This window comes from Streptacidiphilus sp. BW17 (assembly GCF_041262485.1).
Taxonomy (GTDB): Bacteria; Actinomycetota; Actinomycetes; order Streptomycetales; family Streptomycetaceae; genus Streptacidiphilus.
This window is the reverse complement of record NZ_JBGCCR010000010.1, coordinates 1-15,117: the sequence shown is the minus strand read 5'-3', so window position 1 is coordinate 15,117 and position 15,117 is coordinate 1. Positions and strand designations below refer to the sequence as shown.

Genomic DNA, 15,117 nt, shown 5'->3' with positions numbered 1-15,117 from the left:
ACTTCTCTGGTGGTGGTGCGAACGGCGCGGCGGGCCCTCCCCGTGCGGGGCCCGCCGCACCCGTCTTGCGGCGTCCGGGCGTCAGCGGCCGGACGTCGAGTCCTCGTCGATCCAGCCCATGGTCCGCTCGACGGCCTTGAGCCAGTTTTTGTACTCGCGGTCGCGCGTCGCCTCGTCCATCCGCGGCGTCCACTCGGCCGCGCGGTGCCAGTTGGCGCGCAGGGTGTCCAGGTCCGGCCAGAACCCGACGGCCAGACCGGCGGCGTAGGCGGCGCCCAGCGCGGTGGTCTCGGCGACGTAGGGGCGCTCGACCGGGACGTCCAGCACGTCCGCGATGTTCTGCATCAGCAGGTTGTTGCTGGTCATGCCGCCGTCGACCTTGAGCGCGGAGAGCGTGACGCCGGAGTCCTTCTCCATGGCGTCGACGACCTCGCGGGTCTGCCAGGCGGTCGCCTCCAGCACGGCGCGGGCCAGGTGACCCTTCGTCACGTACCGGGTCAGGCCGGTGATCACGCCGCGCGCGTCGGAGCGCCAGTACGGCGCGAACAGGCCGGAGAAGGCCGGGACGATGTACGCGCCGCCGTTGTCCTCGACGGTCGAGGCCAGCGTCTCGATCTCGGCCGCGGTGGAGATGATGCCGAGCTGGTCGCGCAGCCACTGCACCAGCGAGCCGGTGACCGCGATCGAGCCTTCCAGGGCGTAGACCGGGGCCTCCTCGCCGATCCGGTAGCCGACCGTGGTCAGCAGCCCGTGGTAGGAGTTGACCGCCTTCTCGCCCGTGTTGAGCAGCAGGAAGGTGCCGGTGCCGTAGGTGGACTTGGCCTCGCCCACGTTGAAGCAGGTCTGGCCGAACAGCGCCGCCTGCTGGTCGCCCAGCGCGGAGGCGACCGGCACGCCCGCCAGGTCGCCGACGGCCTCGCCGTAGATCTCGGCGGAGGAGCGGATCTCCGGCAGGACGCTCATCGGCACGTCCATCGACTCGGCGATCTTCTCGTCCCACTGCAGCGTGTGCAGGTTCATCAGCATGGTGCGGGACGCGTTGGTCACGTCGGTGACGTGCCTGCCGCCGTCGACGCCGCCGGTGAGGTTCCAGATGACCCAGGTGTCCATGGTGCCGAAGAGGATGTCGCCGCGCTCGGCGCGCTCGCGCAGGCCCTCGACGTTGTCCAGCAGCCAGCGGATCTTCGGACCGGCGAAGTAGCTCGCGAGCGGGAGCCCGGTCTCGCGGCGGAAGCGGTCCTGCCCGACGTTGCGGCCCAGCTCGCGGCAGAGCTCCTCGGTGCGGGTGTCCTGCCACACCAGGGCGTTGTGGACCGGCTTGCCGGTGGTCCGGTCCCACAGGACCGTGGTCTCGCGCTGGTTGGTGATGCCGATGGCGCGGATGTCGTCACGGGTCAGCCCGGCCTTGGCCAGCGCGCCGGCGATCACGGACTGGACCCGGGTCCAGATCTCCTCGGCGTCGTGCTCGACCCAGCCGGGCTGGGGGAAGATCTGGCTGTGCTCCTGCTGGTCGACCGCGACGATGCGGCCGTCTGCGCCGAAGATGATGCAGCGGCTGGAGGTGGTGCCCTGGTCGATGGCCGCGATGTACTGGCCGGTGCTGGTGGTCATGTGTGTCCTCGTTGACAGTGGGGGCGGCGAGGGCCCTGCGGGGTGGCGCGTTCTCGGGTGTGCCTAGCCTGGTCGATCCGTCAGGTTGATCAGAAGGCCGCGTTGTAGATTCCGCCGGCGAGCAGCGCGCCGAGGATCGGGCCGACGATCGGGACCCAGGCGTAGCCCCAGTCCGAGCTGCCCTTCTTGGGGATCGGCAGCAGGGAGTGGACCAGACGCGGGCCCAGGTCGCGGAAGGGGTTGATGGCGTAGCCGGTCGGGCCACCAAGGGAGAGGCCGATGCCGACCACGGTCAGGGCGGTGATCAGGATGCCCATGCCGGAGAGGCCGAGCTCCTTGTTCAGCCCCTGGGTCAGGATCAGCAGGCAGAGCACGGTGGTGCCGATGGTCTCGGTGATCACGTTCTGGACCGGGTTCCGGATCTCCGGCCCGGTGGCGAAGATGCCGAGGGTGGGCTCGTCGTTCTCGTTGAACTGGCCCAGGTAGGACAGCCAGACCAGCACCGCGCCGATGACCGCGCCGAGGAACTGTCCCGCCAGGTAGACCGGGACGTGGCTCCAGTCGCCGGTCTTGACGGCTATCGCGATGGTGACGGCGGGGTTGAGGTGGGCCCCCGACAGTGAGTTCGCGGTGTACGCGGCAACGAGCACGGCAAAGCCCCAGCCGAAGGCGATGGCGAGCCATCCGGCCCCTTCGGCCTTGGAGCGCTTCAGGGTGACGGCAGCGCAGACGCCCGCGCCGAGCAGGATCAGTAGGGCGGTACCGATGAGTTCGCCGAAGAAGATATGGCTGTTGGACACAGCGGCTCCCAGTGCAGTTTGCGGCTCACGTTCGACAATGTCGACCGTTGTGCGAAAACTACGTGGCCCGCTGCACCTGCGTCAATGCAGGTGCAGCTGTGGCTGTGGAGGCGTCGAACAAACGGGACATTGCTCGCTCAACATAGACAAATCACCCGTTCGGACGGGTACGGAACACGCCGAACGGACCGTCAGATCGGGAGTGCGCCCAGTGAATGCGCCCGAGCGTCAGAAGCGCGGCGCGCCCAGGTCGCGGGAGATCGCGCGGGCCGCCTCGCGTACGGAGACGACCAGCTCCGGCCGGATCACGCCGTCCCGGCAGACCCGCTCGACCGGCCCGTTGAGCGCGACCGCGCCGACGGGGTTGCGGCGGCGGTCCTGGATCAGCGCCGCGACCGAGGCCACCCCGGTCCAGGTCTCCTCGACGGCCGCGCCCCACCCGCGCTCGCGGATCTGCGCGGCCTCGGCGTCCAGGTCGGCCAGCTCGGTCAGCGTGCGCGGGGTGAAGGCCTCGCGCTCGCTCTCCTGCAGTTCGGCGCGGGCGACCGGGTCGTGGGCGATCAGCACCTTGCCCAGCGCCGTGCTGTGCAGCGGCTGCATGCTGCCGACCTCCAGCACCTGCCGGGTGTCGTCCGGGCGGAAGACGTGGTGCACGATCAGCACGCCGCGCAGGTGCAGCACCCCGAGGTAGACCGTCTCCCCGCTGGCCCGGGCCAGGTCGTCCGCCCAGACCAGGGCGCGGGCGCGCAGCTCGTGGACGTCCAGGTAGCTCTGGCCGAGTCGCAGCAGCTCTGCGCCCAGCTGGTACTTGCCGCTGTCCGGGTCCTGCTCGACGAAGCCCTCCTGCTGCAGCGTGCGCAGGATGCCGTGGGCCGTTCCCTTGGCCAGTCCGAGTGAGGCGGCCACGTCCGACAGGCCCAGCCGCCGCTCGCCGCCGGCAAGCAGTCGCAGGATCGCCGCCGCGCGCTCGAGCGACTGGATCGACCCGGCCATCGGAGAACCTCCCACTGCGGCTGAAGACAGCACGACGGAACAGACAACGGACACAGACGACGGAACGGACAGAACTAGGGGACGGAACAGCGGTCGACAATGCCGACGGCGCTGTGCGTGACACCGAGTCTGCCAGCAAACCAAGTCAGGCAGCACACAGGCCCACCCCGCCGGGCCGCCGACGGCGTCTCAGACGCCGCGGGTCCCGGCGCTCAGCACTGCTCCCAGCGCCGCGATCTGGTCCGCCCCGACGCGGCAGCAGCCGCCGACCAGCCGGGCCCCGGAGGCGGTCCACTCGGCCACCCGGTCGGGGGAGAAGGTCGCCGGCCCGGACCAGGCGCGCGCCGCCGCGTCCCAGCCCTCGCCGCTGTTCGGGTAGACGACGACCGGCTTGCCGGAGACCTCCGCCGCCAGGGCGACCGCCTCGGCCGCCTCCTCCGGAGCGAGGCAGTTCACGCCCACGGCGACGACCTGCGCGTTGCCGCGCGCCAGCGCGAACGCCTCGGCGAGCGGCTGCCCCGCCCGCGTCCGGCCCTCGGCCGCGCTGAAGGAGAGCCAGACCGGCAGGTCCAGCGAGGCGACGGCGTCCAGCGCCGCCTCGGCCTCGTCGATGTCCGGGACGGTCTCGACAGCCAGCACGTCGGGCCGGGCGGACGCCAGCACCTCGGCGCGCGGCGCATGGAAGGCGCGCAACTGCGCCCGGCTGAGCCCGTACCGGCCCCGGTACTCGGAACCGTCGGCCAGCACCGCGCCGTACGGTCCGACCGAGGCCGCCACCCAGCGCGGCCCCTGTCCGGGCGCCTCGTCCGCGGCCTCCCGCGCCAGCGTGACGCTGCGTCGCAGCAGTTCCTCCGCCTCCGCACGGTCCACGCCGACCCGGGCGAAGCCCTCGAAGCTGGCCTGGTAGCTCGCGGTGATCGCGACCTGCGCGCCCGCGGCGAAGTAGCGCCGGTGCACGGCGGCCACGGCTGCCGGTTCGTCGCGCAGCAGCCGTGCGGACCACAGCGCGTCGGAGAGGTCGTGCCCGTCGGCGGCCAGTTCGTTGGACATGCCGCCGTCCAGTACCACCACGCCCCTGGCGAGCGCGTCGGCGAGCGAACCCTGGATGGACATCGGCAGACCTCCGGACGGACGAGCGGTCGGGCAGGACGAGCGGTCGGGCAACGAGCGAACTGCCAAGCAGGTCAACGGCGCGGGGCGGGCCGCCGGAACTCCGGCAGACCCGCCCCATCGACGTCACCCCAACCCTATCCCCGCCCGCCGTTCAGCTGCGCGGACGGGTCACCTCCTTACGGGGCACCGCCGTATGGGCCACCTCTGTACTGGCCACTGCCGTACGGGCGCTGCTGCACGTGTCACCGCTGCACGTTGAGCCGCGCCCCGCCGTCGACCGGCAGCACCACGCCCGTGGTGTAGGTGTTCTCGACCAGGAAGGCGATCGCGTGGGCGACCTCCTCCGGCCGTCCCGGGCGGCCGACCGCCGTACCGCCGGCCGCGCCGACGATCGCCTCGGTGCGCGCCTCCGCCGGGACCCAGTCCCACCACGGCGTCTCGATCACGCCCGGGGAGACGGCGTTGACCCGGCGCGGCGCAAGTTCGGCCGCGAGGATCCGCGACGCGGTCTCGACGGCCGAGTTCATCGCACCCAGTACCACCAGCCCCGGGCCGCTCAGTTGCGAGCTGACCGCGCCGACCAGCGTCACCGAGCCGTCCGCGCGCAGCGTGCCGAGTGCGGCCTGGACGCTCAGCAGGTGGGCGAGGAGCTTGCCCTCGCTGTGCTTGCGGACCTCGGCTGCCTCCAGGTCCGCCAGCGTGGTGACCCCGCCGTTCCTGGTGACCGTGACCACGAGGTGGTCGAACGTGCCCACCTCCGCGAAGAACTCGGCGAGTTGCCCGCTGTCCGTCGCGTCCACCGCGCGGCCCGTGACCGGGCGGTCGGCGCCCTGCCTGTCGAGCGTCTTCAGCGCCTGCGTGAGGCGCTCCTCGCTGCGTCCGGCGATGACGACCTCGTACCCCCGGTCGAGCAGCAGGTCCGCCGTCGCCAGGCCGATCCCCGAGGTGCCGCCCAGGATGACGACGCGCTCCGACGTGTGTGCCATGTCCGTCCCCACTTCATCTCCGCTCGTGTCTCGTCACGAGTAACGAGACACTGTGCCTCGATTCTGTAACGAGACACCCTGTCTTGTAAAGTCGGGCCATGAATCCGAAGCCTCCCGGGCGTCCGCGGAGCGACGCCGCCCGTCGCGCGATCCTCGACGCGGCCGTCGCCCTCTGCGTGGACGGCGGCTACGCCAACGTCACCATCAAGGCCATCGCGGACGCGGCCGGAGTCGGACGCCAGACGGTCTACCGCTGGTGGCCGACCCGCGGCGCGGTGCTGCTGGAGGCGATGGGCGAAGTCGGCGCGGCCCACGGCGCCCCGCCGCCGAGCGGTGATCCCGTTGCCGACCTTCGCGTCTTTCTGGAGGCGACGTTCCGGCTCGCCCACAAGGCCCCGGTCGCCGACATCCTGCTCGGCCTGACCTCCGACGCCTTCGCCGACGAGCAGTTGGCCGCCAGGCTGCGCGGCTACATCGCCGAGCGTCGCGCGCTGCTGGCGGAGGTGTTGGAGCGCCAGGGCGCGGACGGCTGGAGGGTCCCGGTCCCGACCGTCGTCGACCTGGTCTTCGGGGCGATGTGGTACCGGCTGATGAACCAGCACGGGCCGGTGGGGCCGGAGTTGACGGAACAGGTGCTCGTCGTCGTGGCCGCGCTGCGGCAGGCGTAGCGCCCGGGCGGGGCTGGCACTCCGGCGCGGCATGCGCTATGTTGTTCTCAGAGCGAGAAAGACTCGATCAGAGAAGAACTCGATGAGAGAACAACTCTGACCGAGGGTCGACCGAAACCGATCGCGACAATCCGACCACGACACATCGACCCGCCGGAGCGGCACGCATGCACGAGGACGACGAGGCCGGGTGGCTCGCCGCGTACGACCCGCGCGCCTACGCGCCGATCGCCCTCACGGTCGACGTCGTCGTGCTGACGCTGCGTCAGGGACGGCTCAGCATCCTCCTCGTGGAGCGGGGCGGGCCGCCGTTCCAGGGGCGCTGGGCGCTGCCCGGAGGGTTCGTCAAGGCAGGGGAGGAGGGGCTGGACGAGGCCGCGGCGCGCGAGCTCGCGGAGGAGACCGGCCTCGCGCCGACCGCTCTCGAACGGGTGCACCTGGAGCAGCTCGGCTCCTACGGCGCGCCCGACCGTGACCCGCGCATGCACGTGGTCTCGGTGGCCTACCTGGCCTTCGCACCTGATCTGCCCGACCCGCGCGCCGGCGGCGACGCCGCCCGCGCCGTCTGGGTTCCGGTCGCCGGTCCTCACGGGGGTGGGACCGGCGACCGGGAGCTACCCGCTCCGCTCGCCGAACGCGAACTGGCCTTCGACCACGCCAGGATCGTCGCCGACGCGCTGGAGCGCGCCCGCGGCAAGCTGGAGTACACGCCGCTCGCGACCGCCTTCCTCGGGCCGGAGTTCACCATCCCGGAACTCCGCGCCGTCTACGAGGAGATCTGGGGCGAGCGCCTCCACCCCGGCAACTTCCACCGCAAGGTGCTCTCCGCGCCCGGTTTCGTCGAGGACACCGGCGCGACCGCGGAACGGGGCAACTCCCGCGGCGGTCCGCGCGCCCGCCTCTACCGCGCCGGACCGGCCACCACCCTTCACCCGGCACTGCTGCGGCCGTGACGCCCAGGGCCGAGTCGAGCTGAGTCCGCGAGCTGAGTCCGTCAGCAGCTGGGTCCGTGACGTGAGCCGTGTGACGCGTTCCGTCGACCCTGGCGCGTCCGGCCCCGATCGTGGCAAGGTCAGCACAGGCGTTCCCACCTGCCCTCCGGCGTGCAGGTGCGCCTGACGGTCGGAGGCACGAAGCGCGCATGAGCACCGAAGAGACCACGCCGCTGTGGGGGCCGGACCCGGCCGGAGCCGCGGCCTCCCGGATGGCCGCCTTCCAGCGCTTCGCCGCCGAGTACTACGGCGCGCCCCGCCCCCAGCAGGGCCAGGACCCTGCGGTCGAGTACGCGAGCTTCCACCGCTGGTCGGTCGAGCACCTCGAGGACTTCTGGAGCGCGGTCACCCAGTGGTTCGACGTCCGCTTCCAGACGGAGCCCAGCGCCGTGCTCGGGGACGCGACCATGCCCGGGGCGACCTGGTTCCCCGGCGCGAAGCTCAACTACGCCCAGCACGTGCTGCGCCACGGCGAGGACCCGCACAACGCCGACACGCCCGCCATCCTCCACGTCGACGAGGCGCACCCAGAGCCGCAGGTCACCACCTGGTCGGAGCTGCGCCGTCAGGTCGGCTCGCTCGCCGCCGAACTGCGTCGCCTCGGCGTCGAGCCCGGTGACCGGGTGGGCGGCTACCTGCCCAACGTGCCGCAGGCCGTCGTCGCCCTGCTGGCCACCGCCGCCGTCGGCGCGATCTGGACCTCGTGCGCGCCCGACTTCGGCGCCCGCAGCGTGCTGGACCGGTTCCAGCAGCTCGAACCCGTCCTCCTCTTCGCCGTGGACGGCTACCGCTACGGCGGCAAGGAGCACGACCGCACCGGCGTCGTCGCCGAGCTGCGCGCCGAGCTGCCGACGCTCCGTCATGTCGTGCACATCCCGCTGCTCGGACGCCCCGCACCCGAAGGCGCGCTGGAGTGGGAGGAGCTGACGAGCAGTCCGACCGTCCCCTCCTACGAGCAGTTGCCGTTCGACCACCCGCTCTGGGTGCTCTACTCCTCGGGGACCACCGGCCTGCCCAAGGCCATCGTGCAGAGCCACGGCGGCATTACCGTGGAGCACCTCAAGCAGGCCGGACTCCACCTCGACCTCGGCCCGGGGGACCGGTTCTTCTGGTACACCTCCACCGGCTGGATGATGTGGAACTTCCTGCTGGCGGGTCTGCTGGTGGGTGCGAGCATCGTCACCTACGACGGCAGCCCCGGCTACCCGACCCCCGACGCGCAGTGGCGCATCGCCGCCGACGCGGGGGTCACCACGTTCGGCACCTCCGCCGCCTATGTGATGGCCTGCAAGAAGGCCGACGTCCACCCCGGCCGTGACCTCGACCTGACCCGGCTGCGCGCCATCGGCACCACCGGCTCCCCGCTCCCGCCCGACGGCTTCCGCTGGATCTACGACGAGATCAGCCCGGACATGTGGCTCGCCTCCGTCAGCGGCGGCACCGACGTCTGCAGCTGCTTCGTCGGCGGCGTGCCGACGCTGCCGGTGTACCTGGGCGAGATCCAGGCTCCCAGCCTGGGCGCTGCCGTCGAGGCCTGGGACGTCAACGGCAAGCCCGTCGTCGGCGACGTCGGCGAACTGGTCGTCACCAAGCCGATCCCGTCCATGCCCATCCGCTTCTGGAACGACCCCGACGGCGTCCGCTACCGGGACAGCTACTTCGAGATGTTCCCCGGCGTCTGGCGACACGGCGACTGGATCACCGTCACCGAGCGCGGCACCGTGGTCATCCACGGCCGTTCCGACTCGACGCTCAACCGTCAGGGCGTCCGGATGGGCTCCGCCGACATCTACGAGGTCGTCGAGCGACTGCCCGCCGTCAAGGAGTCCCTGGTCATCGGCCTGGAACTGCCCGATGGTGGCTACTGGATGCCGCTCTTCGTGGTGCTGGTCGAGGGCGCGGAGCTCGACGACGAGCTGCGTACGGCGGTCCGCGACGCGCTGCGCACGCAGCTGTCGCCGCGGCACGTCCCGGACGAGATCATCGCCGTGCCCGCGCTTCCGCACACCCTCACCGGCAAGCGCATCGAGGTGCCGATCAAGCGGATCCTGGGCGGCACGCCGCTCGCCCAGGCCGTCAACCTCGGCTCCATCGACAACCCCGACGCGCTGCGGATCTTCGAGCAGTACCGCCGCTGAGCGCCAGTCAGCTGAACGCCGACGGGCTGCTGTGCCGGGTCCGGGTCACACCCGGCACAGCAGCTCGCCGTGCAGCACGCTGAACCAGCCGCGCGGCTCCTGGGCCCAGCTCTGCCACGCCGCGCTGATCCGCTCCAGATCCTCGCGCTGGGCGAACCCCTCGGCCACCGCCTGCTCGGCGATCGCGGATCCGGTGATCCGCTCCGCCCACATCCCGCCCCACCAGGCGCGGTCCTCCTCCGACGAGAAGCACCAGGTGGACGAGGACGCCTCGACCCGCTCCGGCGCGAAGCCCGCATCGAGCGCCCAGCTGCGCAGCATCCGCCCGGCGTCCGGCTCGCCGCCGTTGGCGCGGGCCACCCGGTGGTACAGCACGTTCCACTCGTCCAGCTCGGGCAGCGACGGGTACCAGACGAACCCCCCGTAGTCCGAGTCGCGCACCGCGACCACGCCTCCCGGACGGCAGACCCGCCGCATCTCGCGCAGCGCCTGGACCGGGTCCGCGACATGCTGCAACACCTGGTGCGCATGCACGACGTCGAACGACGCGTCGGGGAACGACAGCGCGTGCACGTCCGCCGTCTCGAACCGGACCCCGGCCGACTCCGGTACCGCCTCCGCCGCCTTGGCCAGCACCTCGGCGGAGATCTCGACGGCCGTGACCAGCCCCGGCCCGACCCGCTCGGCCAGCCCGGCGGTGATCGTTCCCGGCCCGCAGCCGACGTCCAGCACGGACAGCCCCGGCTTCAGCTCCGGCAGCAGGTAGCCGGCGGAGTTCTCAGCCGTGCGCCAGGTGTGCGAGCGCAGGACGGACGCGTGGTAGCCGTGGGTGTACTGCTTCTGATGCTCAGTCATGTCTGCCTCCCTGGGTGCCGACCATAGATCAGGTCTCAGCTTGTGAGAGCAACTGTCTCGTATAACAAGACCCGTTCGCGACAACGGCAGGAAATGGCGTGGCGGGTGGCTGTATTCCTGCGGGAGGATCGATGTACAGAGCTGTACGAGAGGAACGCACATGACACATGAGGCGGCGCCAGCTGCGACCGAACGGTCGGTCCCCGCAGGTCAGGCCGGTCCCGAACGGACCCGGAACTTCCTCTGGCCCGCCCTCGGCATCGTCTACGTCGTCTGGGGGTCCACCTACCTCGCCATCCGGATCACCGTCGAGACCATGCCGCCGTTCCTCTCGGCAGCGCTCCGCTTCCTCGTCGCCGGAGTCCTGCTCGTGGGCCTGGTCGTCTGGCGCTCCGGCCCGGGTGCCCTGCGGGTGACCCGCAGGCAGCTCGCCTCCGCCGCCGTCGTCGGTCTGCTGCTGCTCGTCGGGGGCAACGGCCTGGTCGTCCTCGCCGAGACCCGGATCCCGTCCGGGCTGGCGGCGCTGCTGGTCGCCGCCGTGCCGCTCTGGGTCATCGTGCTGCGCACGCTCTTCGGCGACCGCCCCCGCGCCGCCACCTTCGTCGGCGTGCTGATCGGCTTCGCCGGACTGATCGTGCTCACCCTGCCCGGCAGCTCCGGCGCGGTCCGGCTGGTCGGGATCATCGCGGTGCTCGCCGCCGCCCTGCTCTGGTCGATCGGCTCGTTCCTCTCCTCCCGCCTGCCGATGCCCGGCAACCCCTTCACCGCAAGCGCCTACGAGATGCTGGCCGGTGGCCTCGGCGACCTCGCGCTCGGCCTCTTCCGCCACGAGCACCTGAACGTCGGCGCCGTCAGCACCAGCTCCTGGCTGGCCCTGGCCTACCTGGTCGTCTTCGGATCCCTCGTCGCCTTCAGCGCCTTCGCCTGGCTGCTGCAGAGCGCGCCGCTCTCGCTGGTCGCCACCTACGCCTACGTCAACCCCGTCGTCGCCGTCGCGCTCGGCTGGCTGGTCCTCAACGAGTCGGTCACCTGGTCCATCGCCGTGGGTGGTGCGGTCGTCGTGGTCGGCGTCTGCGTCGTCGTCTCCACCGAGGCGCGCACAGCACGTGGCACGCGGACGTCGCAGCGGGCCCCCGCCCCGAAGGACGAAGGCCCGCTCACGTCGTAACCGGTGGCGTGCACCGGTGTCACTCCCCGGAGAGCACCTGGTTCGCCGCCGCCCGTGCCTCGGCCGCGCTGTCCGCGGCCCGCGCGGCGGCAGCCGCGCGCTCGCACTGGGCCAGCGTCACCTTGGCCAACTTCGCCCGCACGTAAGGGATCGACGCCGCGCCCATCGAAAGGCTGGTCACGCCCAGCCCGATCAGCACGCACGCCAGCACCGGATCCGAGGCGGCCTCGCCGCAGACGCCGCAGCTCTTGCCCTCGGTGCGGGCGGCCTCCGCGGACAGCGCGACCAGGTCCAGCAGCGCCGGCTGCCACGGATCCTGCAGCCGCGCCACCGTGCCCACCTGGCGGTCCGCCGCAAAGGTGTACTGGGCAAGGTCGTTGGTCCCGAGCGAGAGGAACTCGACCTCCTGGAGGATCGACCGCGCCCGCAGCGCCGCCGAGGGGATCTCCACCATCGCGCCGAACTTCGCCTGCAGTCCCGCCTCACGGCACGCGTCGGCGAAGGCCTTCGCATCCTGGCGGTCGGCCACCATCGGGGCCATCACCTCCAGGTGCACCGGCAGACCTTCGGCCGCCCGCGCCAGCGCCCGCAGTTGGGTGCGCAGCACCTCGGGGTGCTCCAGCAACGTACGTAGACCGCGTACGCCCAAAGCGGGGTTGGGCTCGTCGGCCGGGGTCAGGAAGTCCAACGGCTTGTCCGCCCCCGCATCCAGGACGCGCACCACGACGCGCCCCTCGGGGAACGCCTCCAGCACCGCGCGATACGCGTCGACCTGTGCGTCCTCCGACGGGGCCTTCTTCGAGTCGTCCAGGCTGTGCTTCTCAAAGAACAGAAACTCGGTCCGGAACAGCCCGACGCCCTCCGCACCCGCCTCAACCGCGGCCGGGACGTCCACCGGGCCACCGACGTTGGCCAGCAGCGGAACCCGGTGCCCGTCCGAGGTCCGGCCCGGACCCGTGGACGCGGCGAGCGCCGCCTTGCGCTCCTCGGCCTCGCGCCGCAGCCGCTGCTGCGTCTCCGTCGAAGGGTCGACGATCACGGCACCGCTGCTGCCGTCGACCGCGACGACCACACCCTCCGGCAGGTCGGTCGCGCCGGGCATCGCCACCACGGCCGGTACCCCGAGCGCGCGGGCCAGGATGGCGCTGTGGCTGGTCGGCCCGCCCTCCTCGGTGACAAAACCGAGCACCAGCGTCGGGTCCAGCAACGCGGTGTCGGCGGGGGCCAGATCGCGGGCGATCAGCACGTAGGGCTCGTCGCTGTCCGGCACGCCCGGCATGGGCACACCCATCAACCGGGCGACGATCCGGTTCCGCACGTCGTCCAGGTCGGCGACCCGCCCGGCCAGGTAGTCCCCGGCCGCTGCCAGCAGCGCCCGGTACGCGGCGAACGCGTCGTAGACGGCGCGCTCCGCACTGCTGCCCACGGCGATCCGCCGCTCCACGTCAGCCATCAGCTCCGGGTCGAGCGCCATCAGCGCCTGCGCCTCGAGGACGGCCTGTGCCTCACCGCCCGCCAGGTTGCCGCGCGCCTGCAGATCGGCGGCCACGGCGTCGACCGCCCGCTGTGCCCGGGCCTGCTCGCGCGCCGCGTCCTCGGTCGGGATCTGCTTGGCCTCCGGCTCCAGCACCGCCGTGCCCATGTGCCGCACCTGGCCGATCGCCACGCCGTGGCTCACGCCCACGCCCTGCAGGGTCTCTGTCATCTCACCGGTCTCCGCTTTGAGTCTCCGTCGTAGTGTTGTCGGCGTACCGCTGTCGCTGAATCAGTTCCAGGCGAACAGGGTCTCGCCCACCGCGATGTCACCGGACTCCCGGATATCGGTGAGCTGCTCGACCGAGGCCTCCAGCGCGACCACGGGACAGATGGACGACTTACCGGCGGCCTCGACGGCGGTCGGGTTCCACTTGACCACCGGCTGCCCGCGCTTGACGCTGTCGCCCTTCTGCACGAGCAGCTCGAAGCCTTCGCCGTTGAGCTGAACGGTGTCGATACCGAGATGCGTGAGCACGCCGTGCCCCTGCTCATCCAGCACGACGAAGGCGTGCGGGTGCATGGACACCACGATGCCGTCGACGGGGGAGACGGCCTCACCCGGCCCGGGCGCGGGCTTGATCGCGGTACCCGGGCCGACCATGGCCCCGGAGAAGACGGGGTCGGGAACGTTCGCGAGCCCGATGGCCTCGCCGACCAGAGGGGACGTCACGGTCGTCATGGTTGAGCCTCCTAGATGGCGGAACCCAGGACGCGAGCCCTCAGGGGCGCGCATCGGGGATCAGCCTAAATCATGTCAACTATGGACACTTCGGACCTAAGCCACGAGTTGTCCGCCCAGGTCAGGGCCGCTACGCCCGGACCGGGAAAGATCGGCGAGAGGTCTAGACCACCGCGCGGAGCAGACTCTACGTCATTCGAGTGACAGGCGCGGATTTGCTCCTACGGACAGCTCCCTGTAACTTCTTCGTTGTGCCCGGCGCCGACCGGGACAAATCACGAAGGAAGCGCCCGGAGGGCCTCGGAAACGAGGTGCGAAGGAAGCGTCCGTTCCTTGAGAACTCAACAGCGTGCCAAAAGTCAACGCCAGTTACTTTTGAGAACAAATTTTCAGCGAGGACGCTGTGCACGAGTCCGCCTATTCCGGTGGGTGTCGTGCCGCTCTGCGCGGATGTCCCGATTACGGGAAAGCATTCACGGAGAGTTTGATCCTGGCTCAGGACGAACGCTGGCGGCGTGCTTAACACATGCAAGTCGAACGGTGAAGCCCTTCGGGGTGGATCAGTGGCGAACGGGTGAGTAACACGTGGGCAATCTGCCCTGCACTCTGGGACAAGCCTTGGAAACGAGGTCTAATACCGGATATTACCTCTGGGGGCATCCCTGGGGGTGGAAAGCTCCGGCGGTGCAGGATGGGCCCGCGGCCTATCAGCTTGTTGGTGGGGTGATGGCCTACCAAGGCGACGACGGGTAGCCGGCCTGAGAGGGCGACCGGCCACACTGGGACTGAGACACGGCCCAGACTCCTACGGGAGGCAGCAGTGGGGAATATTGCACAATGGGCGAAAGCCTGATGCAGCGACGCCGCGTGAGGGATGAAGGCCTTCGGGTTGTAAACCTCTTTCAGCAGGGAAGAAGCGCAAGTGACGGTACCTGCAGAAGAAGCACCGGCTAACTACGTGCCAGCAGCCGCGGTAATACGTAGGGTGCGAGCGTTGTCCGGAATTATTGGGCGTAAAGAGCTCGTAGGCGGCTTGTCACGTCGGATGTGAAAGCCCGGGGCTTAACCCCGGGTCTGCATTCGATACGGGCAGGCTGGAGTGTGGTAGGGGAGATCGGAATTCCTGGTGTAGCGGTGAAATGCGCAGATATCAGGAGGAACACCGGTGGCGAAGGCGGATCTCTGGGCCATTACTGACGCTGAGGAGCGAAAGCGTGGGGAGCGAACAGGATTAGATACCCTGGTAGTCCACGCCGTAAACGTTGGGCACTAGGTGTGGGTCACATTCCACGTGGTCCGCGCCGCAGCTAACGCATTAAGTGCCCCGCCTGGGGAGTACGGCCGCAAGGCTAAAACTCAAAGGAATTGACGGGGGCCCGCACAAGCAGCGGAGCATGTGGCTTAATTCGACGCAACGCGAAGAACCTTACCAAGGCTTGACATACACCGGAAACGTTCAGAGATGGGCGCCCCCTTGTGGTCGGTGTACAGGTGGTGCATGGTTGTCGTCAGCTCGTGTCGTGAGATGTTGGGTTAAGTCCCGCAACGAGCGCAACCCTCGTTCTGTGTTGCCAGCGG

The 15,117-nt window shown here is 70.5% G+C and carries 12 protein-coding genes and 1 rRNA gene; 5 read left to right on the top strand and 8 right to left on the bottom strand.

The window, feature by feature from the left end; all coding sequences use genetic code 11:
• Nucleotides 1-81: 81 nt before the first annotated feature.
• The 5 genes from glpK to ABH940_RS14580 form a co-directional block, all read right to left on the bottom strand.
• Complete coding sequence (glpK, locus tag ABH940_RS14600) at nt 82-1,611, bottom strand: glycerol kinase GlpK (RefSeq protein ID WP_370072578.1); 1,530 nt, start codon at nt 1,609-1,611, stop codon at nt 82-84.
• Nucleotides 1,612-1,700: 89 nt separating this feature from the next.
• Nucleotides 1,701-2,411, bottom strand: coding sequence for an MIP/aquaporin family protein (locus ABH940_RS14595; RefSeq protein WP_370072577.1), 711 nt, complete (start codon nt 2,409-2,411; stop codon nt 1,701-1,703).
• Between the two features lie 228 nt (nt 2,412-2,639).
• Nucleotides 2,640-3,404, bottom strand: a complete 765-nt coding sequence (locus ABH940_RS14590; RefSeq protein WP_370072576.1) for an IclR family transcriptional regulator — start codon at nt 3,402-3,404, stop codon at nt 2,640-2,642.
• Nucleotides 3,405-3,593: 189 nt separating this feature from the next.
• On the bottom strand, nt 3,594-4,517 hold the full coding sequence (gene mmuM / locus ABH940_RS14585) for a homocysteine S-methyltransferase (RefSeq protein ID WP_370105419.1): 924 nt from the start codon (nt 4,515-4,517) through the stop codon (nt 3,594-3,596).
• 242 nt (nt 4,518-4,759) lie between these two features.
• Nucleotides 4,760-5,503, bottom strand: a complete 744-nt coding sequence (locus tag ABH940_RS14580; protein ID WP_370105418.1) for an SDR family oxidoreductase — start codon at nt 5,501-5,503, stop codon at nt 4,760-4,762.
• Nucleotides 5,504-5,601: 98 nt separating this feature from the next.
• Here ABH940_RS14580 and ABH940_RS14575 point away from each other — a divergent pair, with 98 nt between their 5' ends.
• The 3 genes from ABH940_RS14575 to ABH940_RS14565 all read left to right on the top strand — a co-directional run bounded on the left by ABH940_RS14575 (nt 5,602) and on the right by ABH940_RS14565 (nt 9,301).
• Complete coding sequence (locus ABH940_RS14575; protein ID WP_370072572.1) at nt 5,602-6,171, top strand: TetR/AcrR family transcriptional regulator; 570 nt, start codon at nt 5,602-5,604, stop codon at nt 6,169-6,171.
• Nucleotides 6,172-6,338: 167 nt separating this feature from the next.
• Nucleotides 6,339-7,124, top strand: coding sequence for an NUDIX domain-containing protein (locus ABH940_RS14570; protein ID WP_370072571.1), 786 nt, complete (start codon nt 6,339-6,341; stop codon nt 7,122-7,124).
• 188 nt (nt 7,125-7,312) lie between these two features.
• Complete coding sequence (locus ABH940_RS14565) at nt 7,313-9,301, top strand: acetoacetate--CoA ligase (RefSeq protein ID WP_370105417.1); 1,989 nt, start codon at nt 7,313-7,315, stop codon at nt 9,299-9,301.
• A gap of 45 nt (nt 9,302-9,346) precedes the next feature.
• Here ABH940_RS14565 and ABH940_RS14560 read toward each other — a convergent pair whose 3' ends face one another.
• Entirely contained in the window at nt 9,347-10,156 is an 810-nt protein-coding gene (locus ABH940_RS14560) for a class I SAM-dependent methyltransferase (protein ID WP_370072569.1), read from the bottom strand.
• Between the two features lie 160 nt (nt 10,157-10,316).
• On the opposite strand from ABH940_RS14560, the gene ABH940_RS14555 reads away from it, so the two are divergent.
• On the top strand, nt 10,317-11,324 hold the full coding sequence (locus ABH940_RS14555; protein WP_370105416.1) for an EamA family transporter: 1,008 nt from the start codon (nt 10,317-10,319) through the stop codon (nt 11,322-11,324).
• A gap of 19 nt (nt 11,325-11,343) precedes the next feature.
• Here the strand turns inward: ABH940_RS14555 and ptsP are convergent, their stop codons facing one another.
• Nucleotides 11,344-13,029, bottom strand: coding sequence for a phosphoenolpyruvate--protein phosphotransferase (ptsP, locus tag ABH940_RS14550; RefSeq protein ID WP_370105415.1), 1,686 nt, complete (start codon nt 13,027-13,029; stop codon nt 11,344-11,346).
• A 60-nt stretch (nt 13,030-13,089) separates the two neighbouring features.
• Nucleotides 13,090-13,539 carry a PTS glucose transporter subunit IIA gene (locus tag ABH940_RS14545; RefSeq protein ID WP_370072566.1) on the bottom strand — a complete coding sequence of 150 codons (450 nt, stop codon included), beginning with the start codon at nt 13,537-13,539 and terminating at the stop codon, nt 13,090-13,092.
• 472 nt (nt 13,540-14,011) lie between these two features.
• On the opposite strand from ABH940_RS14545, the gene ABH940_RS14540 reads away from it, so the two are divergent.
• Nucleotides 14,012-15,117 (top strand): 16S ribosomal RNA (locus ABH940_RS14540); the annotation flags it as partial.